Annotated in this window: 21 protein-coding genes; 11 read left to right on the forward strand and 10 right to left on the reverse strand. The window is 70.7% G+C overall.

The annotated features are described in order from the left end of the window. Positions 1 to 70: 70 nt before the first annotated feature. Positions 71 to 1,081, reverse strand: coding sequence for an iron ABC transporter substrate-binding protein (locus tag ACP7BP_RS11150; RefSeq protein WP_426244666.1), 1,011 nt, complete (start codon positions 1,079 to 1,081; stop codon positions 71 to 73). Positions 1,082 to 1,309: 228 nt separating this feature from the next. On the opposite strand from ACP7BP_RS11150, the gene ACP7BP_RS11155 reads away from it, so the two are divergent. After that, positions 1,310 to 1,858: a carboxymuconolactone decarboxylase family protein gene (locus tag ACP7BP_RS11155; RefSeq protein ID WP_426244667.1), complete on the forward strand. Its 549-nt coding sequence runs from the start codon at positions 1,310 to 1,312 to the stop codon at positions 1,856 to 1,858. A 37-nt stretch (positions 1,859 to 1,895) separates the two neighbouring features. On the opposite strand, the gene ACP7BP_RS11160 is transcribed toward ACP7BP_RS11155, so the two are convergent. Further along, positions 1,896 to 3,338 carry a PLP-dependent aminotransferase family protein gene (locus tag ACP7BP_RS11160; protein WP_426244668.1) on the reverse strand — a complete coding sequence of 481 codons (1,443 nt, stop codon included), beginning with the start codon at positions 3,336 to 3,338 and terminating at the stop codon, positions 1,896 to 1,898. Between the two features lie 47 nt (positions 3,339 to 3,385). Here ACP7BP_RS11160 and ACP7BP_RS11165 point away from each other — a divergent pair, with 47 nt between their 5' ends. From ACP7BP_RS11165 to ACP7BP_RS11180, 4 genes are all read left to right on the forward strand, one after another. Beyond that, entirely contained in the window at positions 3,386 to 3,886 is a 501-nt protein-coding gene (locus ACP7BP_RS11165) for a carboxymuconolactone decarboxylase family protein (RefSeq protein WP_426244669.1), read from the forward strand. A 64-nt stretch (positions 3,887 to 3,950) separates the two neighbouring features. Then, the gene (locus ACP7BP_RS11170) at positions 3,951 to 5,198 is read left to right on the forward strand and encodes an MFS transporter (RefSeq protein ID WP_426244670.1); all 1,248 of its coding nucleotides are present in this window, start codon (positions 3,951 to 3,953) and stop codon (positions 5,196 to 5,198) included. Between the two features lie 63 nt (positions 5,199 to 5,261). Next, a complete protein-coding gene (locus tag ACP7BP_RS11175) occupies positions 5,262 to 5,948 on the forward strand; it encodes a DNA alkylation repair protein (RefSeq protein WP_426244671.1) in 687 nt (228 codons plus the stop codon). A 180-nt stretch (positions 5,949 to 6,128) separates the two neighbouring features. Then, positions 6,129 to 7,610 (forward strand): ATP-binding protein, encoded by a 1,482-nt coding sequence (locus ACP7BP_RS11180; protein WP_426244672.1) that lies wholly within the window; start codon positions 6,129 to 6,131, stop codon positions 7,608 to 7,610. 99 nt (positions 7,611 to 7,709) lie between these two features. Here ACP7BP_RS11180 and ACP7BP_RS11185 read toward each other — a convergent pair whose 3' ends face one another. Continuing rightward, positions 7,710 to 8,459, reverse strand: a complete 750-nt coding sequence (locus ACP7BP_RS11185; protein ID WP_426244673.1) for an SDR family oxidoreductase — start codon at positions 8,457 to 8,459, stop codon at positions 7,710 to 7,712. A gap of 55 nt (positions 8,460 to 8,514) precedes the next feature. Beyond that, positions 8,515 to 9,408: a TIGR03620 family F420-dependent LLM class oxidoreductase gene (locus tag ACP7BP_RS11190; RefSeq protein ID WP_426244674.1), complete on the reverse strand. Its 894-nt coding sequence runs from the start codon at positions 9,406 to 9,408 to the stop codon at positions 8,515 to 8,517. A gap of 135 nt (positions 9,409 to 9,543) precedes the next feature. On the opposite strand from ACP7BP_RS11190, the gene ACP7BP_RS11195 reads away from it, so the two are divergent. Both ACP7BP_RS11195 and ACP7BP_RS11200 read left to right on the forward strand, forming a co-directional pair. After that, the gene (locus tag ACP7BP_RS11195; protein ID WP_426244675.1) at positions 9,544 to 10,155 is read left to right on the forward strand and encodes a TetR/AcrR family transcriptional regulator; all 612 of its coding nucleotides are present in this window, start codon (positions 9,544 to 9,546) and stop codon (positions 10,153 to 10,155) included. Positions 10,156 to 10,197: 42 nt separating this feature from the next. Continuing rightward, the gene (locus ACP7BP_RS11200; protein ID WP_426244676.1) at positions 10,198 to 11,346 is read left to right on the forward strand and encodes a CapA family protein; all 1,149 of its coding nucleotides are present in this window, start codon (positions 10,198 to 10,200) and stop codon (positions 11,344 to 11,346) included. A 19-nt stretch (positions 11,347 to 11,365) separates the two neighbouring features. Here the strand turns inward: ACP7BP_RS11200 and ACP7BP_RS11205 are convergent, their stop codons facing one another. From ACP7BP_RS11205 to ACP7BP_RS11230, 6 genes are read right to left on the reverse strand one after another with little or no spacing between them, the layout of a single operon-like run. Continuing rightward, the gene (locus ACP7BP_RS11205) at positions 11,366 to 12,550 is read right to left on the reverse strand and encodes a P1 family peptidase (protein ID WP_426244677.1); all 1,185 of its coding nucleotides are present in this window, start codon (positions 12,548 to 12,550) and stop codon (positions 11,366 to 11,368) included. Positions 12,551 to 12,584: 34 nt separating this feature from the next. Then, complete coding sequence (locus ACP7BP_RS11210; protein WP_426244678.1) at positions 12,585 to 13,409, reverse strand: ABC transporter ATP-binding protein; 825 nt, start codon at positions 13,407 to 13,409, stop codon at positions 12,585 to 12,587. Beyond that, positions 13,406 to 14,425 carry an ABC transporter ATP-binding protein gene (locus tag ACP7BP_RS11215; protein WP_426244679.1) on the reverse strand — a complete coding sequence of 340 codons (1,020 nt, stop codon included), beginning with the start codon at positions 14,423 to 14,425 and terminating at the stop codon, positions 13,406 to 13,408. The genes ACP7BP_RS11210 and ACP7BP_RS11215 overlap by 4 nt, the downstream gene beginning before the upstream one ends. Continuing rightward, a complete protein-coding gene (locus tag ACP7BP_RS11220) occupies positions 14,422 to 15,321 on the reverse strand; it encodes an ABC transporter permease (RefSeq protein WP_426244680.1) in 900 nt (299 codons plus the stop codon). Before ACP7BP_RS11220 ends, ACP7BP_RS11215 begins: the two co-directional genes overlap by 4 nt. Then, complete coding sequence (locus tag ACP7BP_RS11225) at positions 15,318 to 16,265, reverse strand: ABC transporter permease (protein WP_426244681.1); 948 nt, start codon at positions 16,263 to 16,265, stop codon at positions 15,318 to 15,320. The genes ACP7BP_RS11220 and ACP7BP_RS11225 overlap by 4 nt, the downstream gene beginning before the upstream one ends. Further along, complete coding sequence (locus tag ACP7BP_RS11230) at positions 16,262 to 17,914, reverse strand: ABC transporter substrate-binding protein (protein ID WP_426244682.1); 1,653 nt, start codon at positions 17,912 to 17,914, stop codon at positions 16,262 to 16,264. Before ACP7BP_RS11230 ends, ACP7BP_RS11225 begins: the two co-directional genes overlap by 4 nt. A 142-nt stretch (positions 17,915 to 18,056) precedes the next feature. Between ACP7BP_RS11230 and ACP7BP_RS11235 the strand changes: the two genes are divergently transcribed. The 4 genes from ACP7BP_RS11235 (at position 18,057) to ACP7BP_RS11250 (ending at position 22,460) form a co-directional block, all read left to right on the forward strand. Beyond that, positions 18,057 to 18,656 carry a TetR/AcrR family transcriptional regulator gene (locus ACP7BP_RS11235; RefSeq protein WP_426244683.1) on the forward strand — a complete coding sequence of 200 codons (600 nt, stop codon included), beginning with the start codon at positions 18,057 to 18,059 and terminating at the stop codon, positions 18,654 to 18,656. Positions 18,657 to 18,880: 224 nt separating this feature from the next. Next, positions 18,881 to 19,879, forward strand: a complete 999-nt coding sequence (locus tag ACP7BP_RS11240) for an NAD(P)-dependent oxidoreductase (RefSeq protein WP_426244684.1) — start codon at positions 18,881 to 18,883, stop codon at positions 19,877 to 19,879. Beyond that, complete coding sequence (locus tag ACP7BP_RS11245) at positions 19,876 to 20,898, forward strand: Ldh family oxidoreductase (RefSeq protein WP_426244685.1); 1,023 nt, start codon at positions 19,876 to 19,878, stop codon at positions 20,896 to 20,898. Before ACP7BP_RS11240 ends, ACP7BP_RS11245 begins: the two co-directional genes overlap by 4 nt. Continuing rightward, the gene (locus ACP7BP_RS11250; protein WP_426244686.1) at positions 20,853 to 22,460 is read left to right on the forward strand and encodes a SulP family inorganic anion transporter; all 1,608 of its coding nucleotides are present in this window, start codon (positions 20,853 to 20,855) and stop codon (positions 22,458 to 22,460) included. Before ACP7BP_RS11245 ends, ACP7BP_RS11250 begins: the two co-directional genes overlap by 46 nt. Position 22,461: the final 1 nt, after the last annotated feature.

A 22,461-nucleotide genomic window follows, 5' to 3' on the forward strand; every position in this document is an offset into this window, starting at 1 on the left:
GAGGTGTCGGAGCGGAGCCCGCCCGGTCGTGTCGCGAGAGAGGTGTCGGCGACCGGGGGCTCGACCAGGCTCAGAGGAAGCCCGCTTCGGTCATCAGGTCGACGACGGTGTCGCCGTCGAGGTCGGAGACGTTGACGACAGGCGGCTGCAACTCGGAGAGCGGCTTGACCGGCGGCGCGAGCTGGACGGCCGGGTTGAGCGGGTACTCCAGCGCGTAGCTGTCGGCCAGCGCCTGCTGACCCTCCTCACCGGTGAGGAACTTCACGAACTGCTGCGCCTCGTCGGCGTTGTCGCTCGAGGCGAGGACCCCGGCGCCCGAGACGCTGAGGAAGGCCCCCGGGTCCTGCTTGCCGAAGAAGTGCAGCTCCGTGTTGTCGCTGACCTCGCCCGACTCGGCCTGGTCGCGGTACCAGTAGTAGTGGTAGGCGATCCCCATCGCGGACTCCCCCGCGTTGACCGACTCGAGCACCACGTTGTTCCCGTCGTAGACCGTCCCGTTGGCGGCCAGCCCGGCCAGCCAGTCACGCGTGGCGTCCTCCCCCTTGAGCTCGAGCACGGCGGCGACGATCGCCTGGAAGTCCGCACCGGTCGGCGAGAAGGAGATGAGGCCGTCGTAGCGCGGGTCGGCCAGGTCGAGGATCGACGCGGGCAGGTCAGCCTGGGCGACCAGGTCGGGGTTGTAGAAGAGCACGGTCGAGCGGGCGACGAAGCCGGTCCACAGACCGCTGGTCGGGCGGTACTGCTCGGGGATCGGCGCGGTCGTCGCGTCGTCGAGCTTGGTGAAGAGACCGGCCCTCTCCACGGCCGACATGGCCGGCGAGTTCTCGGTGAGGAACACGTCTGCGGGCGATGCGTCGCCCTCCTGGATGAGCTGGGCGGCGAGCTCGGAGTCAGAGCCGTTGCGCAGCTCGACCTGGATGCCCGTCTCCTTCTCGAACAGCGGAGCGATCTCGTCGAGCAGCTGCTCGTGCTGGGCGTTGTAGACGACGATCGAGGGACCGTCGTCTCCGTCGCCGGAGCAGCCCGAGACGGCCGCCGAGGCCATCAGCACCATCGAGACGAGGGCGGCGCAGCGCTTCACAGCAGGTTCCTATCGGCTCACGTAGTTAGGTCAGGCTAACCATATCGGTCCTGCCGGGTGCCTTGTCCACGGACCACCCGCCGGCTGAGATGTGTGGCCGCCGGGCTCGTCGCCGACGTCAGCAGCGTCATGCCGACCTATGGTTGAGCGGCCTCCTCGAACGCCAGACGGCCGAGACGGGGCCACCGCACGCGCACCCCGACCAGGGAAGGGAAGACGTTGACCCGTTTGAGCATTGGAGCGCCCGACTCACTCGAGGACGAGCAGCGCCGCCTGTACGACGCCATCGCGCACGGGCCGCGAGCCGCCGGCCCTCAGCACTTCGCACTCCTCGACGACCGCGGGGTCCTCAACGGTCCCTTCAACGCCTTCCTCCTGAGCCCGGGCCTCGGTCAGGCAGTACAGGCCCTGGGAGCGACGATCCGCTACGAGTCCTCCCTTTCGGCCAGGGTGCGCGAAGTGAGCATCCTGCGGGTCGCGGCTCACTGGGACTGCGAGTTCGAGTGGCACGCGCACAGCGCCGTCGCCCGTGCGCTCGGGCTCGACCGCGAGATCGACGCGGTTCGTGAAGGGCGCGCCGACGAGCTGGACGATGCCGTCGAGCGCGCGGCCCTGGCTGCCGTCGGACAGCTGCTGGCCGGCGGTCGCTACACCGAGGATGAGTACGACGCGGTCGCGTCGGTCCTCGGCGAGAGGCAGCTCTTCGAGCTGTCCACGCTGGTCGGCTACTACTCCATGCTCGCCCTTCAGCTGCGCCTCTTCGACGTCAGCGTCTGAGACCGGTCCGCGCGCCTGGCGCACGACAAGGCCGGGGTCAGGTGCCCGGCATCACGCTGCACAGTGCGTCCAGCGCGTTCGCCCAGGCACTGTCGGAGGGGGCCGCGTAGTTGACCACGAGTGCGTCCTGGGATGGCGCCGGTCGGTCGGGGTCTGTCAGAGGCGACCGGAACTCCGCCATCCCGCTGACAAGCAGACCGCGCTGGCCGGCCGCCTGCAGAACGGAGCGCTCGGTGCCGGGCGGCAGTTCCACGACGGCCTGCAGTCCCGCGGCCATGCCCGTCACGTGCACGTGGGGCGCCCTCTCCGCCAGCTCCGCGACCAGCTGGTCGCGCCGACGCCGGTAGCGCTGGCGCATGGAGCGAACATGGCGGTCGAAGGCTCCGGAGGTGATGAACTCCGCGAGAGTCAGCTGCTCCAGCGCACTCGCCGACTCGACGTCCCCCTTCGCCGCCGCGACCTCGGACACCAGATCTTCGGGCAGCACCATCCAGGCGAGCCGCAGCCCCGGCGCCAGTGACTTGCTCGCCGTGCCGAAGTAGACGACCCGCTCCGGGTCGAGACCCTGCACGGCACCCACCGGCTGCCGGTCGTACCTGAACTCGCCGTCGTAGTCGTCCTCCAGGATCAGCCCGTCCGTGGTGCGCGCCCAGTCGACCGCCGCAGCGCGGCGCTCGGGGCTGAGGGCCACCCCCGTGGGGAACTGGTGCGCAGGCGTCAAGAGCGCCGCGCCGACTCCGGACAGTGCCGAGAGCTCGTCGGTGCGCGCGCCGTGACCGTCGACGTGCAGCGGCGGCACCTGGAGGCCGGCCTCGGCCAGCAGGTCACGGTAGATGTGGAGCCCGTATGACTCGACCGCCACAGCCCGCACCCCGCGCGCCGTCAGCACCTCCGTCATCAGCTTCAGGCCGTGATGGAAGCCCGAGCAGATCACGACTCGATCGGGGTCTGCGTGAACCCCGCGGGCCCGCGCCAGGTAGTCCGCCAGCGCGGTTCGCAGCTCGACCCGCCCGAGCACGTCGCCGTACCCGAAGGCGCTCCGCGGCGCTACGGACAGTGCGCGGCGAGCAGCAGCGAGCCACTGAGCGCGGGGGAACTCCCCGAACTCGGTGGAGCCGGGCATCAGGGCGTGGGTGGGCAGCCGCCGGTTGGGGGTCCCCCGGCTCGTACGAGTCTGCCGGCTGTGCGGCTCAGCACGCCTGGCCACCCGGGTCCCCGACCCCTGCTGGGCGACCAGCCAGCCCTCGGCCACCAGCTCGGCATAGGACTCGGTGACGGTGCTGCGGGAGACACCCAGGTCGGACGCCAGCGAACGCGATGCAGGAAGCCGCGTTCCCGGCACGAGACGGCCGGTCCGTACGGCGTCGCGCAGGGCGTTCGTGAGGCTGGCCCGGATGCCACGTCGGTTCAGGTCCAGATGAAGGTCCACCCCCGCCCCGGACGGCAGGTCAGCCACGAGATTGGTCTGCGAATACGCCATGTCAATGGACTCTACGTCACGGCCAATTGAACCCTAGGGTTGCCGGTATGACGACACACGCAGCCCACGAAACCCAACCCCGCCTTCCCGAGCACGCCCCGCGCCTCGACTGGATGAAGCTCGCCCCCGACGTCTTCAAGGCCCTGGTCCGCCTGGACGCGGCCGCCAAGCAGGGTGTCGAGCCCAGGATTCTCGACCTCGTGAAGATCCGCGCATCACAGATCAACCGGTGCGCCTTCTGCCTGGACATGCACAGCCTGGACGCGCTGGCCGCAGGCGAATCGGCGCAGCGCATCCTCCAGCTCAGCGCGTGGACGGAGTCGAGGCACTTCTACACCTCGCAGGAGATCGCGGCGATCGAGCTGACGGAGGCGATCACCGTCCTCACGGACGGGTTCGTGCCCGATGAGGTGTACGCGAGGGCGGCCGGCGAGTTCGACGAGACCGAGCTGGCGCACCTGATCGCCGCCATCACGGCCATCAACGCCTTCAACCGGTTCGGCGTCTCCACACGCATGGTTCCGGGCCACTACACGCCCAGCGCCTGACGACGCACCAGGCACCCGCGCCACCCACCGACCCCGGACCGGGTCCTTTCCTAGGAGCTCTCTCATGACAACGACCCATTCGTCCACGGCCACCCGGCCTCGCCCGACGGTCCCTGGTGGTGTGGCCTTCGCGAGTGCCGCGATCACGTTCACGAGCATCTACCTCGCGACGGGAGCCCTGACCCCACTCCTCGTGGTCTATCGCGAGGAGTGGGGCTTTCCGGCCACGCAGCTGACCCTCGCGTTCGCTGTCTACGCAGTGGGCTTCCTGGCCGCGCTCCTCACGCTCGGCGGGCTGTCGGATCATGTGGGTCGACGCCCGGTGCTCATCGGTGCCCTGCTCGTGCAGATCGCATCGAACGTGATGTTCCTCGTCGCGCCCGGCATCGAATGGGTCATCGCGGGGCGCATCGTGCAGGGCGTGGCCCAGGGCGCGGCGACGACGGCGTTCACCGCGGCGCTCGTCGAGCTGGCACCGCCCGCCCGGAAGCGACTGGGGGCGATCCTCGGGAGCGTCGGCGTGACCCTCGGGCTCGGCGCCGGCTCCCTGGTCGCGGGGTTCGCCATCCAGGTGACGGAGACGGCCAACGCCGTCATCTTCACGGTCCTCACGATCGTCACGATCCTGGGCACCGTCGTCGTCGGCCTGTCCCCCGAGACCGTCTCTCGTGCCCCGGGCGCGGTCCGCTCGCTGGTCCCCCGGATCTCCCTCCCCCTCGCCGCCCGCGCGGAGTTCGCCGCCGCCGCGCCGGTCATCGCAGCGATCTGGATGCTCGCAGGGCTCTCCGGAGGCTTGGCCCCGAGCATGATCGCCAGCGTCTTCCATCACGACAGTGGCCTGCTCAACGGCACCGCCGGCTTCATCGCGCCCGCAACGTCCGCGGTCGTCGGGCTGGCGTTCGCCCGCGTCGACCCGCGGCGCGCCATGACCATCGGCATCTACGCCTCCATCGTCGGCGCGCTCGGCATCATCGGCGGGGTGCTCGCCGGCAGCCTGGCGGTCATGTTCCTGGGACAGGCCGTCGCGGGTCTCGGGTTCGGCGCCTCCTTCACGGCCGCCTTGCGGCTCGTGCTCCCGCTTGCAGGGGCCAATCAGCGCGCCGGCGTCGTGTCCGGCATCTATGTCGTGTCCTACCTGGCGCTGGGGATCCCTATCATCGTCGTCGGCCAGCTCACCGAGTCCCTGGGCATCGTGTCCGCGGTCGTCTGGTACTCGGCCGCGACCGTCCTGCTGGCGTTCATCAGCCTCGCTGGGCAGTTGCACCTGCAGCTCACCGGGCGGCGGGTCGGAGGAGGCGAGCCGAGCCGTTGAGTACGCCGGAGGGGCGAGTCCGCGTCGTAGGCTGATCCCTCCCGTGGCGTACAGGAGGCTGAGGTGGCCGAGACGACGGTGGCTGGGCTGAGCCTGGCGACAGTGATGGCCGAGCTGGCCGAGCTCGACGACCCGAGGGCCCGCTCGGTGAACGAGAAGCACGGTGACGACCATGGCGTGAACCTTGGCAAGCTGCGCAAGCTCGCCAAGCGGCTCAAGACCCAGCAGGAGCTCGCGCGGCAGCTCTGGGACACCGACGACACCGCAGCGCGGCTGCTGGCGATCCTGGTCTGCCGCCCGAAGTCGTTCGAGCGTGACGAGCTCGACTCCATGCTGCGCCAGGCGCGCGTTCCCAAGGTGCACGACTGGCTCGTGAGCTACGTGGCGAAGAAGAGCCCGCACACCGAGGAGCTGCGCCTGGCCTGGTTCACGGACCCGGACCCCGTGGTCGCGAGCGCAGGCTGGGCGCTGACCACCGACCGTGTGGCGAAGAACCCCGAGGGCATCGATCTGGCCGGACTGCTCGACATCATCGAGGCGCAGATGAAGGACGCCCCGGATCGCCTGCAGTGGGCGATGAACAGCTGCCTGGCCCGGATCGGGATCGACCACGCCGAGCACCGCGCCCGCGCCATCGACATAGGGGAGCGCCTGAGGGTGCTGGAGGACTACCCGACTCCTCCCAACTGCACGTCCCCGTTCGCGCCCGTCTGGATCGCCGAGATGGTGAGGCGCGGGCACGCCACGTGAGGCTCGGATGCCCTGTCCTAGGGACGCCCCGTCGCGGCTCGCGCGCACGTGCCGGGGCGATCGATGAATTGTGAGTCACGAAGCGGACAAACGGCGACGCGACGTCCACTACCTTGGCTAGGTTGTTTTTGTTCACGCGGCGAGAAGTTGCTCGCGTTGGCGGCGCTTAGGAGGTGCCGAATGACCGAGGCATCGGACGCCGACGATCTGTGGCGCCTGACCTTGCAGCACTCACCGATCGGGATGGCCCTGGTCGGCCTCGACGGTGCTCTGCTGATGGTCAACCGGGCGCTGTGCGACATGCTCGGGTACGACGCCGTCAGCCTGTCCCAGAGGGGTTTCCAGGAGCTCACGCACGCCGAGGATCTCGACGCCGACCTGGAGCTGTTCAATCAGGCCTTGGCCGGCGAGATCGACTCCTATCGGTTGCGCAAGCGGTACCTGCATGCGGACGGCCGCGTCGTCTGGGGCGATCTCTCAGTGGCTCTCGTGAGGGCGCAGGACTGCAGCCCCCTCCACTTCATCTCCCAGGTCCTCGACGTGACCGAGCAGCACAAGAACGAGCAGCGGCTCGAGGCGGCCAGGGCCGAGGTCGAGCACGAGCACCAGACACTGGAGGCGATCTTCGAGGCGGTGAGCGTGGGACTGCTGCTCATCGGCAGCGACGGCCGCTACGAGAGGATGAATCGCCGTCACCGGGAGACCATGCACCTGCCGTTCCCCGACGGGCACGGCGGCGAGGCGGGACAGCTCGGGCACGTCTATTTCCAGGACGGCAAGACCTTGATGGCCAAGGAGGACATGCCGTCCTACCGAGCAGCCCAGGGTGAGGAGTTCGACGAGTACACCTACTGGGTGGGCGAGGATCCCCATACCCGCGCCGCCTTCTCCACCTCGGCTCGCCAGGTGCGTGGTCCCGACGGCGCGAGGCTTGGCGCCGCGCTGGCCTATCAGGAGATCACCGACCTGATGCGCGCTGTGCACATCCAGGACAAGTTCGTGTCGTCGGTGTCCCACGAGCTGCGCACCCCGCTCACGTCGGTCCTCGGCTATCTCGAGATGCTGTGCGAGCACGCGGAGCTACCTCCCGACGTCACCTCGCAGCTGCAGGTAGTCCAGCGCAACGCCCTGCGGTTGCGGGAGCTGCTGTCCGACCTGCTCCACGTGGCGCAGGTCGGCGAGGACGGACTGCGGTTGCAGCGCGCTCCCGTGGAGCTGGTCGGGCTGGTGAACGAGGCCGTCGAGGCGACGCGCCCCTTCGCGGAGAAGGACGGGATAGCCATCAAGGTCGACGCACCTCATCGCATCTCGGCCCTCGTCGACGAGCAGCGCATCCGTCAGGTGCTGGACAACCTGCTGTCCAACGCCATCAAGTACGGCGGCACGGGCGGCTCGGTGACCGTGGTCCTCCGGCAGGGCGACGGGGTGATCGAGCTCGAAGTCATCGACACCGGGATGGGCATCGCCCAGGACGAGATCGAGCACGTCTTCGGCCGCTTCTTCCGCGGCGGGGAGGCCCTCGACAAGCACATCCCCGGCACCGGGCTCGGGCTCAACATCGTCAGCTCCATCGTGGCCGCCCACGACGGTGTGGTGGCGCTCGAGAGCGAGCTCGGCCGAGGCAGCACCTTCCGGATCACCTTGCCTCAGCACGCTCCTTGATCGCGGCTCTCGTCGACAGGAGCCGCTTCTCGCCGCCCACCGGGGCGGCTGCCGGTTGCTGCCGGCGGCAGCCGCCCAGGTGCGCTGGTGCCTTCGCGCTCAGAGCTGGACTTCGCCACCGTCTGCGAAGAGCTCGGTGCCGGTGATGAAGCTGGCCTGGTCCGAGGCCAGGAACAGGACGGCGTTGGCGATCTCGTCGGGGTGACCGAGGCGCCCCAGAGGAACGTTCCCGGCGAGCATGTCGAGCAGGCCCTGGGCCTGGGACGGGTCCGGCGCCAGACCGCTGAGGCCGGGGGTCGCGGTGGGTCCGGGCGCGATCGCGTTGACCCTGATGCTGCGGCCGGCCAGCTCCGCTGCCCAGGTCCGGGTGAACGAGCGCAACGCTGCCTTCGATGCTGCATACACGCCGAAGGCCGGGTTGCCCTTGCTCGCGGCGGTCGAGCCGGTGACCACGACGGATGCGCCGTCGTTGAGCACTGCGAGCGCCTTCTGGACCGTGAAGACCGTGCCGCGCACGTTGACGCCGAAGGTGTCGTCGAAGCCCCCGGGCGTCAGCTCCTCCAGCGTGGCGAACACGCCACCGCCCGCATTGACGAACAGCACGTCCAGTCCTTGCCCGTACGCCGTGACGGCCGCGAACACCTGGTCGAGGTCGTCGAGCTCGGCGACGTCGCCGCGGATGCCGGTCGCCCTCTCACCCAGCGCTGCGACGGCGCTGTCCAGCTCGGCCTGGCGTCGGCCGGTGATGAAGACGTGTGCGCCCTCGTCGATGAAACGGTGAGCAGTGGCCAGGCCGATGCCCGACGTGCCGCCGGTGATGAGCGCTGTCTTGTTGTCTAGCTGTCCCACGATGATTCTCTCTTCCTTGGCGTTGGTGAATCGTTGGTCGTTGGTGGCCGGCGGGTCAGAGGGCCGTGAGAGCAGGGAGCAGGCTCGCCAGCTCCCGCCACTGGGCGAGCGGAATGCCGTCGCCGCCGAGGACGTGTACGGCGACGTGATCGGCGCCCGCGTCGAGCTGCTCTCGCAGGCGCTGGTGGATGGCGTCGGTGTCTCCCCAGGCGACGAGCGCGTCGATGAGGCGGTCGCTCCCGCCGGGCACGAGGTCGCTGTCGCCGTACCCGAGGCGGCGCAGGTTGTTCCGGTAGGCGGGGAAGCCGATGAACATGCCCACGCCGGCGCGGGCCGCCGCCCGGGCCCGCTCGGGATCCGTCTCCAGCACGACCGCTTGATGAGGAGCGATCAAGGGGTCCGGGCCGATCGCAGCCCGCTGCCCGGCGGAGTACTCCGGAGGGACCAGGAACGGGTGGATCCCGGCGGTACGTTCGGCTGCGAGCGCGACCATGCGCGGGCCCATCGCGCCGAGCAGACGTCGCGATGCGGACGGCGACGTCGTCGCGGCGTCCAGTCCGTCGAGGTAGGCCCCCATCGCGTCGACCGGGTTGCCGAAGTGCTGGCCGTTGCTCTTCGCGGCGTCGGGGTTGCTGACCCCGAGTCCCACGACGGCTCTGGGGCCGTGGCGCCGGTCGAGACGCGCGACGCGGCTCGCGACCTGGTCAGCCGAGCTGCCCCAGATGCCGAGCACGCCCAGCACCACCGAGCTGTGCGGCGCTGCCGCCAGCAACAGGTCCGTGTCGTCGAGGACGCCGCTGCCATCGAGCCCCGGGATCCACAGCGTGCGCAAGCCGAGGTCGTCCAGCTCCGCGGCCGCGTCCTGAACCTCCGCCCTGTCCGCGCCACGCAGCTCCATGCTCCACACGCCGACCGGCCCGAGCCTGCCTGCCAGTTCGCGACCTGTCATCTCGCCCACTCCTTAGTTTCGAACCGTTCGGTTAATAACCGCAACGTAGCACGCTCGCAGAGCTGCCGGCAAAGTTTCGAACCGGTCGGTTGCTAATTGGTACGCTGGCACCCTTACCCACCGGGAGGAGTGCTGATGGCCGGCGGACGACCACGGACCTTCGATGCCGACACGGCGCTGGACCGCGCCGTCGACGTGTTCTGGCGGCACGGGTACGAAGGCACGTCCGTCGCGGAGCTGACCGCGACGATGGGCGTGAACAAGCCGAGCCTGTACGCCGTGTTCGGGACGAAGGAACAGCTGTTCTTCCGAGCCGTGCAGCGCTACGCCGAGCGTGAGCTGGCCTACTTCCGCGAGGCCCTGACACAGCCGACCGCGATCGAGGTCGTGAGCGACTACCTCGACCGCAACGCCGCCGCGCTCACCAGGTCCGACCGGCCCGCAGGATGCCTCTCGATCCAAGGTGGACTCTCGACCAGCGCCGCCAACAGCGCGATCGCCGAGTTTCTCGCGGCCAGTCGCCTCGCTGGTGAGAAGGCCCTGGCCGAGAGACTCGATCAGGCACGTGCCGAGGGCGACCTACCCGCCGACGCGGACCCCACCGCCCTCGCCCGCTTCGTCATGGTCGTCTCCGAAGGCCAGGCGGTCCACGCCGCCGCAGGCGCCACCCACGAAGAGCTTCACCAGTCAGCAGCCATCGCGCTCGGTGCGTTCCGCTGCCGCGCCGACCGGTTGCCCGAGCGCTAGACAGCTCGTGGCGACCATCCCTCAGGAAGTCCGGGGCCACCGATGACATCGCGTCGCCGCCCCGGTCGCGTCGCCGTGGCGACCGGCTTCGCCGTCCTGGCTGCGGCCGTGGCGTGCTCGTCCGAGGGGCCGGCGCCCGGCTCCTCCGAGCCGCCCTCGGCCACGTCTCTGACGCCGACACCCGATCCCACCCCCGGGGGCAGCCCGGCGCCGGCCCAGAGCCCGCTGACGATCGCGGTGGCAGGCGACATCCACTTCGAGGGCGTGCTGCGCGATCGGCTCGAAGAACCTGCCACCGCGCTCTCCCCAGCGACGGCGTCGCTGGCCGCTGCCGACCTCGCCATCGTCAACCTCGAGACGTCCGTCGGCGCCGGTGGTCGCCCCGAGCCCGGCAAGCGCTACCCGTTCCAAGCACCCCCGGCAGCGTTCACCGCGCTCGCTGAGGCCGGCATCGACGTGGCGACCATGGCCAACAACCACGCCCTCGACTTCGGCCGGGAGCCGCTGCCCGGCACGTTCGCCGCCATCGAGGACGCGAGGGCTGCCGACCCTCCCCTCGCCGTCGTCGGGATCGGCCGAGATGCCCGGCAGGCCTTCCGGCCGGCGCGCACCGAGGTCGGCGGCTCGATCGTGGCCACCATCGGCGCCACCGTCGCCGACGCCGATCCCACCGCCGACCCCACCGGGGCATGGGCCGCCACGGCCGACTCCCCAGGCACCGCCGACGCCATCGATCCGGCACGGCTGCTCCGCGCCGTGAAGCGGGCCGACCGGTCGGCCGACGTGGTCGTCGTCTACATGCACTGGGGTGTCCAGGGCGACCGGTGCCCGAGCGACGCGCAGCGATCGCTGGCTGCCGACCTCGTCGAGACCGGTGCCGACATCGTCGTCGGCAGCCACACCCACCGGCTGCAGGGCGACGGGCGCCTGGGTCGGGGCTACGTGGCGTACGGACTCGGGAACTACGCCTGGTACACCCAGTCCTCGGAGGCGACCTCCGTGACCGGAGTGCTCACGCTCACCGTGCAGCCCGCACCGTCACCAGCCGGGCGGGCAAGGGTCACCGACGCCGGGTGGGAACCAGCGCGCATCGGCACGGACGGCCTGCCCTCCCCCGTCCCCGGCACCACCGCGGCCGGCTTCGACGCCGACCTGGCGGCGCTCCGCGCCTGCGCGGGATTCGCGCCATGACGGAAGCCCGCTGGGCCGATCACGCCTCGCGGAGACCGAAGCGGTCGAGTGCCTGGACCAGCCGGTCGTGCGGCAGTGCGTGGACGGTCACGCCGTCGCGTCCGGTCATCGTCTCCGCGGCCACCAGGCAGTTCACGAGCGCCTCCTCGGTGGCCTCGATCGTGGCGTGGAACAGCGGGTCGAGATACGCCTCCGAGAGCATGCGCACCTCCTGCAGCCGCGGCGGGTGGGAGCCGTAGTCGCTCGTCTCGATGCGGTTGCCGGTCGCGAACGCGAGGAACAGGTCGCCACTGGCATGCTCCCCGGCGCCGCCGGTCCGGGCGATGCCCAGACTCGCACGCTGGGCCAGCCGACGACACTGGTGCGGCAGCAGGGGCGCGTCGGTGGCGACGATGACGATCACCGAGCCCCCGCCTTCCTGGCCGGCATCCAGGCCAGGAACCTGCGGCAGCGGCACCTCGTCCGGACCGATCATCCGCCCCACCGGGGCGCCGTTGATCGCGAGCCGGCTCCGCCACCCGTGGTTCGCCTGCACCAGGACGCCGACGGTGAAGCCGTCCTCGCCCACCACCCGCGACGCCGTACCGATGCCGCCCTTGAAGCCGTGCGACACCATCCCGGTGCCGGAGCCGACGTTGCCCTCTGCGATGGGGGCGCGGACCGCCGGGTCACGTGTCGCGTCGGCGAGTGCCTCCCGCACGTGCTCGGGCCGCACGTGGAAGCCGTTGGTGTCGTTGAGCAGGCCGTCCCAGGTCTCCGCGACGACCGGCAGCGACCAGTAGACGTCGTGGGCGTCCCGGTCGGTGACCTCGACCTCGGCCAGGGTGTCCCGCACGACCCCCACGCTGTGGGTGTTGGTCAGGCCGATCGGGGAGCGCAGGGTGCCGCACTCCCGGATCCAGTGCAGCCCGGTCATCTCACCGTTGCCGTTGAGCGAGTGGTAGCCGGCGGGGACCTGGTGGTTCCACACGCCGTCCTGGTGCGGAAGCACGACCGTCACGCCGGTGCGGACCGGACCGCGGCCACGCTCGAGCGGGCCCTCGCCGCGCGTGACAGTGCTGTGCCCGACCCTGACGCCGGCGACGTCGGTGATGCAGTTGTTCGGGCCGGGTCGGCCGACGCCGACGGTGATGCCCAGCTCCCTGGCGCGCACGCGCCCCTCCGCTCCGCCGTCCGGTCGTGTGGTCGTGACCAGTGAGGTCATTGTCGCTCCTTCGGGTGGCCGTGCGCTGGGGTGGTCACGACTGCTCCTGGAGTGCGCGGCGAGCGCGCCCGATCTCCGCCAGGTCCCAGCCCTGTCGGGGGACCGACGCCAGCAGGAGCCTCGTGTACGCCGCCTGGGGCGCGGCAAGCACCTCCTCGGTCGCTCCGGTCTCGACGACCTTGCCTCGGTGGAGCACCAGGACCCGCTCGGTCACCGACCGGACGACTGCCAGGTCGTGACTGACGAAGAGGTACGCCACCTGCTCCTCTCGTCGGATCTCGTCGAGCAGGGCCAGGATCTGGGCCTGGACGGAGACGTCGAGCGCGGAGACCGCCTCGTCGAGAACCAGCAGCCGCGGCCGAGCGGCCAGCGCGCGGGCGATCGCCACTCGCTGGCGTTGACCGCCGGAGAGCTCCCGCGGCAGCGAGCGGGCCTCCCGCTCCCCCAGGCCGAGGCGCTCCAGCAGCTCCCGGACCCGGTCGCGGCGCTGCCGGTCGTCCCGGACGCCGTGCAGCCGCAGCACCTCGTCGATGCAGTCGGCCGCGCGGATCCGCGGGTCGAGGGAGAGGTACGGGTCCTGAAACACCATCTGTGCCTCACGCGCCCGCTGCAGCCGCTCCGCGCGACCGGAGGCCCGCCCGCTGCGGTCGCGTCCGCAGACCACGATGGTGCCCTGCTCGGCCCGCTCCAGACCCAGGACGAGGCGCGCGATCGTGCTCTTGCCCGAGCCGGACTCGCCGACGACGCCCAGGGACTCCCCGGACGCCACCACCAACGAGACGTCGTCGAGGGCCACCACGTCGCCGTAGGACTTGCGCAGAGCGGTGACCTCGAGCACCGCCTCGGTGCGAGAGCTCACGAGCCGGCTCCGTCCGCTGCTGACAGGAGGTCGTCGGGGCGCGAGAGCTGGGTCAGGATCTCGGCGCTCCGCACGCACGCACTGACGACGTTCTGGCCGGCCGGCAGCGAGCCGGCGTACTCGGTCTCACACCGGTGCTCGGCGAAGCTGCACCGGGGTGCGAACGGACACCCGCGCAGCGGCTCGCCGAGCCCGGGCGGGCGGCCCGGGATCGCGGCGGGCACCGTCGCCTCGCCGTCGAGTCGAGGGGTGGCGGCCAGCAGGGCCGCGGTGTAGGGGTGGCGCGGGGTCGCGAACAGGTCGGCGACCGGCTGCGCCTCGATCACCTGTCCGGCGTACATCACGTAGATGCGATCACAGACCGCGGCTGCCAGCTCGAGATCGTGCGTCACCAGCAGCACACCGGTGTCGTTCTCCGCAGCGAGCCGCTTCAGGATCGACACCACCTCCGCCTGGGTGGTGACGTCGAGCGCGGTGGTCGCCTCGTCGGCCAGCAGGAGGCCCGGCCGGGCAGCGAGGGCAGCGGCGATCACCACGCGCTGCAGCATCCCGCCGGAGAACTCGTGAGGCCACTGGCGCAGGGCACGCCGGGCATCCCTGATGCCGACCTCCTCGAGCAGCTCACAGGCACGGGCCTCGGCCCGACGACGGTCGTAGCCGAGGTTGGTGCGCAGCACCTCGGTGACGAAGTCGCCCACCCGCCGAAGCGGATCGACGGCTGCCCGCGGGTCCTGGAACACCATCGCCACCTCGCTGCTGCGCAGGCGACGCAGCGCCCGGGAGTCCATCGCCAGCACGTCGTCGCCCTTCACGAGCACCCGTCCGGTGGCGGTCGCACCCCGGGGCAGCTGGCCGAGCACGGTGCGACACGTGACCGACTTGCCCGAACCCGACTCGCCCACGAGCCCCACGGTCTCGCCCTGGTCGACGTGCAGGGACACTCCCGACAGGATCGGTCGGGCGGCGCGGTCGACGGGCAGTCGGACCTCGAGCTGGTCGATCGTGAGCAGCGTCATTGCGGCGCCTCCTGGCGGGCGACCCGGTCGGCGATGCCCTCGCCGACGATCGTGAATGAGATGACGGCGAGCACGATCACGACACCGGGCGCGATCACCGGCAGCGCCACTCCCTCGAGCAGCGCGGTCTGCCCCTCGCTGATCATCGCGCCCCAGTCGGCCGCCGGCGGCCTGGTCCCGAAGCCGAGGTAGGACAGGGCGGCCAGATCCATCAGGGCGTACCCGAAGTTCAGGGCCGACTGCGCGAGCACGATCCCGCCGATGTTGGGCAGCACGTGACGCACCGCGATGGTCCACCCGCTGAAGCCCTGGACCCGGTACGCCGCCACGTAGGGCCGACTCTGCTCGGCCAGCGCGGCGCTGCGGACCAGGCGGCCGATGTAGGGGAAGTAGGCGACCGCCATCGCCAGCACCGGGGCGAGCAGGCCGGGTCCGAACGCCGCCACCGCGAGCAACGCCAGCAGCAGGCCGGGGAACGCGAAGACCAGCTCCTGGGAGCGGGAGAGGAAGGTGTCGACCCAGCCGCCCCGCCACGCGGCGACCAGGCCGAAGACCACGCCCAGCAACGTCGAGCAGAGGACCACGCCGAGCGGGCCGAGCAGCCCGACCCTGGCGCCGTAGATCAACCGGGACAAGGTGTCGCGACCGGACCGGTCTGCCCCGAGCAGGTGCTCGGCGCTGGGCCCGGCCAGGGTGTCGGACAGGCTCGTGGCCGTGGGATCGTGCGGCGCGATCCAGGGGGCGAGGAGCCCGACCAGGACGAGCAGCCCGAGCGTGCCGAGGGCGGCCCAGAACAGCCGGCCGCTGCCGGCGCCGACCCAGCCGCGGGGCAACCGGCGCCGGATCCCGACCTGAGCGGCCGGCCCGTCCGTGGTGATCGTCGGTGACAGGGTCATGCCGGTGCCTCCCCCAGCACGACCCGCGGGTCGATCAGCGGCAGGAGCAAGTCCACCACGAGGTTCGTCACCACGAACGCCACGGTGAGCAGCAGGCAGATGGCCTGGACGACCGGGAAGTCCTTGGTGCTGATCGACTGGACCAGCAGCAGCCCGATGCCCGAGATCCCGAACGCGGTCTCGATGACGACGCTGCCGACGAACAACCCCGCGACGATGGTTCCGGTCAGGGTGAGGATCGGAGGCAACGCGCCCTTGAGCGCGTGCCGCCAGACCACCAGCCGATCGGGGATGCCGCGGGCCCGGGCCACGTCGACGTGCTCCCGACCCAGCTGCTGGAGCATCGACGCCCGGGTCACCCGCGAGACCAACCCGATCAAGGGTGCGGAGAGTGCCAGTGCGGGCAGTGCGAGGTGGTAGAGCCGGTCCCAGAGGCCGGTGCCGTTGCCGAACGTCGGAAACCAGCCCAGCTGGACGCCGAACACGCCGATCAGCACCACGGCGGCGATGAACGTCGGCGTAGCGACGGCGAACGTGCTGCCGACGAGCACCGCGCGGTCGACCGCGCCGGGGCGAAGGGCCGACATCGTGCCCAGCAGCAGCCCGAGCACCAGCATCAGCACGCTGGCGAGGAGGACCAGCAGCAAGGTGGTCGGGAGGCGCGAGAGGATCAGCCCGCCCACGTCCTGCCGGAACTGGATGGACCGGCCGAAGTCGCCGCTCAGCACGCCCTCGAACCACAGTCCGAACTGCGTGAGCATGGGCTCGCCGAGGTGGTACTGGTCGCGCACCGCAGCCAGTGCCTCAGGAGTCGCCGAGCGGCCTTGGAGCAGGAACGTCGCCGGGTCGCCGGGGGCGGCGTACAGGCTGGCGAAGATCACGAAGGACGTGAGCGAGAGCGTGAGGACCATCCAGAGCACGCGGCGCCCGATGAAGTGGATCATCCGTCGTTGCCGGCCGCGCCCACCTGAGCGGCCCAGGGGTAGTAGAGGTAGGCGTTGGTCGCCGGTGCCCCGGTGACCCCGTCACCCTGGAAGACGCTGTTCGGCGACTGGACCACGGGGATCCAGAGCACCTCCTCGGTCGCCATCCGCTGCAGCTCGATCACCGACTCGGCGCGCGTGACCGGGTCGGACTCCTCGCGTGCCTGCTGCACCAGGCGGTCGTAGTCGGCGTTCTTCCAGCCCGCGTAGTTGGCGAAGTTCTCGCTCTGCCAGTTCAGGTAGATCACCAGGGGGTCGGCGACGTCGGCGTACCACGTGTTGCTGAACAGGTCGATCCCCTTGCGGGCCTCCGGGTCCCCGAACAGCGCGGTGTAGGCATCGGCGGCGATCGGCTTGATCTCCACCTCCAGGCCGATCCGCTTCCCGGCCGCCTGCACCTCGTTGGCGAGCACCGCGGCCGACGGCGTGCTCATGACCGCCGCGATCACGATCGGCTCGGCGGGCGCGCCGGCCTCTTCCACCAGGGCCTTCGCAGCCGCCACGTCCTGGTCAGCGCTGGGGAGGTCCTCCCAGGCGTCGGCGTACAGCTTCTCGGTCTCGCCAGTGCCCCAGGTCAGCCGGGAGGCCACCGCGCGGGAGGGCTCACTGACTCCGTTGGTCGCGACCTCGCTGAAGCCCTCGCGGTCCAGGGCCATCGACAGTGCCCGTCGGATCCGGACGTCCTTCAAGGGCCCGTCGAGGTTCGCGACCGTCAGGTTGTTGGTCGCGGTGTTGGCGCCGTAGTAGAGCTTGCCGACACCGCTCTTGCGGAGCTTGTCCACCGACTCGGCCGCCACCCCGAACGTGCCGTCGATCTCGCCGGAGAGGAGCGCGTTGGTCGCTGCGTTCGAGTCCCGGATGAACGAGAAGTCGAAGCTCGCCGCCTTGGCGGCGTGGTCCTGGTCCCAGTAGCCGTCGAAGCGCTCGAGGCTGATCGACTCCCCCTTGGTCCACTCCCCCAGCCGGAAGGGGCCGGTGCAGTTGAGACCCCCGTCAGGGGTGCCGTACTGGTCGCCCTTCTTCTCCACGAAGGCCTTGCTCTCGATGACTCCTCCGGCGACCGCGAACATCTGATGCACCAGGGCGTCGGGGGCAGACAGGCTGACCGTGACCTCGAGCGGCCCGGTCGCCTTGATCGACTCCACGTTGGTGAAGAACCCGCTCCAGTACGAGCCCACGTCGGGGTCGAGGTGGCGATTGAGGCTGAAGGCGACGTCCTCGGCGGTGAGCACGCTGCCGTCGTGGAAGTGGACCTCGGGACGGATCTGGTAGACCCACGTGGTGTCGTCGACCTGCTCGAACGACTCGGCCAGCCCGGGGCTGATCTCGAACTCCGAGTTGATCCGCATCAGGCTCTCGCACACGTTGCTGAGCACGGTGTTCGGCGGGTAGTCGTAGCTGTACACCCAGTCCAGGGTGGACGGCTCGGACCCGAGCGCCCACCGGACCGAGTCGACGTCCGCCGTGGCGGCGGGGGTGTCGCTGACCAGCTCGACCCGCTCCTTCTCGACCTCCGTCGCACTGCCCGAGCAGGCGGCCGTCGTCGCCAGGGCGACCGCCAGCAGCGCCCCGGCTCCTCGTCGCTTCACGGCCGTCTGATTGATCGTCATGGCAGCTCCCAGAGTTCAAACGTTCTTTGAACACAGCAGCAAAGTAAGGTTCGGTCCCCGTGTCAATAGGTGGCAGGGCGCCAGTTCATTCTTTGCATGGCTGACCAGGTAACGAATGATGGCGTGTGTCATCATGAGGTCCATGGCCCGACGCAAAGACCAGCAGGCGCGTCGTGATCACTTCATCGCCGCCGCTCGACGCCGCATCGTGGAACAGGGACTGGCACCCGTCCGTCTCCGGCACATCGCCGACGAGGCCGGACTGTCTCCTGGCCTGGTCACGTACTACTTCCCGGACCTCGACGAGCTGTTCCGGGAGGTCTACAGCGACGCCGTGGACCGGTTCTACGTCCAGCGTCGCGCGATGATCGAAGGGACGTCCGATCCGCGGGAACGGCTGCTCGCGATGATCCGGTCCGGACTGCCCACCGGCCCCGACGACGAGATCTGCGCCCTGCTTTCCGAGTTCGGGCCGCAAGTCGGCCGGAGCCCGGTGGTCAAGGCGCTCCGCAAGACCCTGTTCGAGCGGCAGGTGATGCTGTACGAGTCGATCCTGACGACGGGAGCCGCTCTCGGCGTCTTTGACCTGACCAGTCCCGCGCTCACCATCGCGAGCAACCTGGTCGCTCTGGAGGACGCCTACGGGCACCACGTCATCGCCGAGGTCTCGGTCGGTCGTGACGACGCCGAGAGGTTCCTGATCGGCTACGCATCCGCCACGACCGGCTGCGACCTGTCCTAGCCCTGCTCGTCCTCACTCCGGCCCTGGTGCGGCCTCCAGCGGGCCCGGGACCGGACGGGACGCGGCCCGTGTCTCAGAGTGCGGGTGGGTGCGTGGCTCGGGGGGCTCCGGTGGATCATGGGGCGACCCACCCGTCGTGGCGGTTGCGATGCACACCCCACAGCCCTAGAGTCGGCAGGACAGAGGTCTGACCGCTGCGTCGGCCTCCGGACTGAGGGGACAACGTGGAGGAGACAGACAACGTGGAGCGCTGTGACGTCGCCGTGGTCGAGGACGTCTGGGGTCCCGCCTTCGAGCAGCTCGCGACCCGACGCGCCGTACGCCGAGCGCCCGAGGCGTGGGCCGACGCCTCGCAGCTGCACGACACCGCGACCGGGGCAGCGGCACTCGTGGTCCGGAACCGGACCCAGGTCACCAGGGAGCTCCTGCACGCGACACCGTCCCTCCGCGTGGTCGCGCGGGCCGGGGTCGGGCTGGACAACATCGACCTCTCCGCCGCCGACGAGCTGGGTGTCGTGGTCGTGGCGGCGCTCGGCGCGAACGCCGCCAGCGTCGCCGAGCACTCCCTCGCCCTCGCGCTCGCGGTCGCCCGTCACGTCGTGCCACTGGACGCCAAGGTGCGGCAGGGCACGTGGGACCGGCTGCCCGGCAAGGAGCTCTCCGGGGGCACCTGGGGTCTCCTCTCGGCTGGTGCGACGGCTCGGGCGACCGCCCGACTGGCCCGCGGACTGGGGATGCGGGTGATCGCCCACGACCCCCACATCGACCCGTCGCTGCCGGAGCTCCGTGACCTCGGCATCGACCTGCTCCCACTCGAGGAGGTCGTCAGCGCAGCCGACGTCCTGAGCGTGCACCTCCCGTCGACTCCGCAGACGCACCATCTCGTCGACGCCCGGCTGCTCTCGCACATGCGCCCGGACGCCATCGTGGTGAATGTCGGCCGCGGCGAGGTCGTCGACGAGGAGGCACTCGCGGATGCGCTCGAACGCGGGCACCTGTACGGCGCGGGGCTCGACGTGCGCGAGCACGAGCCCCCTGGCGAGAGTCGCCTGCACCGGCTGCCGAACGTGGTGCTCAGCCCCCACGTCGCCGGGGTGACGAAGGAGGCCCAGGCTCGCATCGGAGAGCTGCTCTGCCAGGACATCGAGCGGGTGCTGAGTGGCGAGGACGCCCGGCACGCCGTCGGCACGCATCGCCGCCCGGACGAGCGGGTGACCGCATGAAGGTCACTGTCGACGAAGCCATGACGCTCGCCACCCGACTGCTGGAGGGCACCGGGCTCGCAGCCGACAAGGCCCGGGAGACCGCCCGGGTGCTCGTCCTCGCCGAGCACTGGGGCATCGGCTCGCACGGGTTCCTGCGACTGCCCATCTACCTCGACCGGACGAAGGCGGGGGGCTTCCCCGCGGACGCCGAGCTCGTCACCGTCCTGGACACCGGGCCCCTGCTCACCCTGAACGGCTCCGGCGGGATGGGCCACTGGCAGATGACCCGGGCGACCCGGGAGGCCGTCGACCGGGCCGGCAGGTTCGGCGTCAGCGCCGTCGCCGTCGGCAACTCGGGCCACTGTGGAGCGCTCGGGGTCTACGCCGCCGATGCCGCCTCGTCAGGAATGGTCGGCCTCGTGTTCTCGTGCGGGCCTGCGGTGCTGCCCGCCTGGGGCGGGACCCGTCCGCTGCTCTCGACGTCCCCGCTGGCCGCAGGCATTCCGCTGGCAGGAGGGCCGGTCATCGTCGACATGGCGCTGAGCACCGTCGCGCGAGGCAAGATCGCGGCGTACGCCCGCGAGGGCAAGGCGCTGCCCGACGGCTGGGCGCTGGACTCGGAGGGTACTCCGACGAACGACGCCCAGGCCGCCCTCACCGGGCTGCTGGCGCCCCTCGGCGGCGCCAAGGGGTTCGCCCTGGCCTTCATGGTGGAGGCACTCACTGCAGGTCTCGTCGGCCCGCTGCTGTCGGCCGACGTCCCCGACTTCTTCAGCAAGGAGAGCCAGGACCAGCCCCAGAGCATCGCGCACCTGCTGGTCGTCCTCGATCCCAGCAAGCTCGACGCCGGCGGCGATCCCGACGCGGCTGCGCAGCGGCTGCTCGACCTCGCCGAGAGGACGCGGGACATGGGCGGCCGCGTCCCCGGCTCCAAGCGGACCTCCGTGGACGACCTGTCCGGCACCGATCTCCTCGACATGCCCGACGAGCTGTGGTCCGAGCTGCAGCACAGGAGCTCCGAGGTGGACTCCTCTTGAAGAGGGCGGCCGCGGCGCCCCCCGTCCGTGCGGCGCGGGAACCGGTCGGGGTCAGGCCGACCCGGGGCGACCTGATCGCCGGTTTCAGCGTCGCGCTGGTGCTCGTCCCCCAGGCCATGGCCTATGCGGAGATCGCCGGCCTCGATGCGGTGCACGGCCTCTACGCCGCGGTCGCGGCCGCGCTCGGTGGCGCACTGGTGGGGTCGTCGCCGTACCTCCAGAGCGGACCGACCGCGGTGGCCAGCCTGCTCACCTTCGGGGCGCTCACCACCGTCGCCGACCCGTACTCGCCGCACTTCGCCCTTCTCGCAGCACTCCTCGCCGTCGCGGTCGGGCTCATCCGGCTCGCCGTGGGGCTCGCGGGTGGCGGGCCCATCGCCTACCTGATGTCGCAGCCCGTGGTGGTCAGCTTCACCTCTGCCGCGGCCATTCTCATCGTGGCCTCGCAGATCTCGTCCCTGGTCGGGGTCAGAGGCCACGGCGCCAACCCCCTGGTGACGGCCTTCGGCGCCCTGCGCGACCCCGGCGCCTGGTCGATGGTGGATCTCGCGCTGGGGGCCCTCGCCATGATCGCCATGCTCGGGGGACGGCGCATCTCCCCCTTCTTCCCGGGTGCCCTGCTGGCCGTGGTGGCGGGCACCGCCTGGAGCTCGTACGTCGGCTACGACGGCAGGGTGGTGGGCGACGTGCAGGCCCGCCTGGCACTGGTGACCGACCTTCCCTGGGGCGACCTGGGCTCCCTCATCGTCCCGGCCGTCGTCATCGCCCTGGTGGGATTCGCCGAGCCGGCGGCCATCGCGCGCCGCTACGCCGCCGAGGACCGCAAGCCCTGGGACTCCAACAAGGAGTTCATCGGCCAGGGGCTGGCCAACGTCGCCGCCGGCATCGTCGGCGGCTATCCCGTCGGAGGATCCTTCTCGCGAACGGCCCTCAACCGCCTGGCCGGGGCCCGGACTCGCTGGAGCGGCGCCTGCACCGGGCTGGTCCTGCTCGCGATGCTCCCCTTCACGAGCGCACTCGCGAACCTGCCCAGCGCCGTCCTCGCCGGGATCGTGATCGCGGCCGCGGTCACCCTGGTGGACGTGTCCAGCCCGATGCGGCTCTGGCGCTGGTCGCGCCTGCAGTTCTCCGTCGGTGCGATCACCGCGATCGCCACACTGGTGATGGCACCCAGGATCGAGAGGGCCGTCCTGCTCGGCGTCGGCACCGCGCTCGCCGTCCACCTCTGGCGTGAGCTCCAGGTCAGTGTCCCGTCCAGGACCGAGGGCGACACACTCCACCTGTGGCCCTCGGGTGTCCTCTACTTCGGGTCGGCCCCCGGGATGGAGAAGGTGGTCAACCGACTCATCGCCCAGCAGCCCGCCCTCTCGCACGTGGTCGTCCACCTCAGCGGCCTGGGCCGCGTGGACCTCACCGGGGCGCTCATGCTGCGCGATCTCATCGAGGAGACGGAGTCCTCCGGCGTCACGATCGAGATCTGCGAGGCTCGTCCGCACATGAAGAGGATCCTGACCCGCGTGCTGGGTGACACGACCACGATCCACCTGATGGCGGACGACTAGG

It is taken from the genome of Nocardioides sp. LHG3406-4, from assembly GCF_049897745.1.
Classification (GTDB): domain Bacteria; phylum Actinomycetota; class Actinomycetes; order Propionibacteriales; family Nocardioidaceae; genus Nocardioides.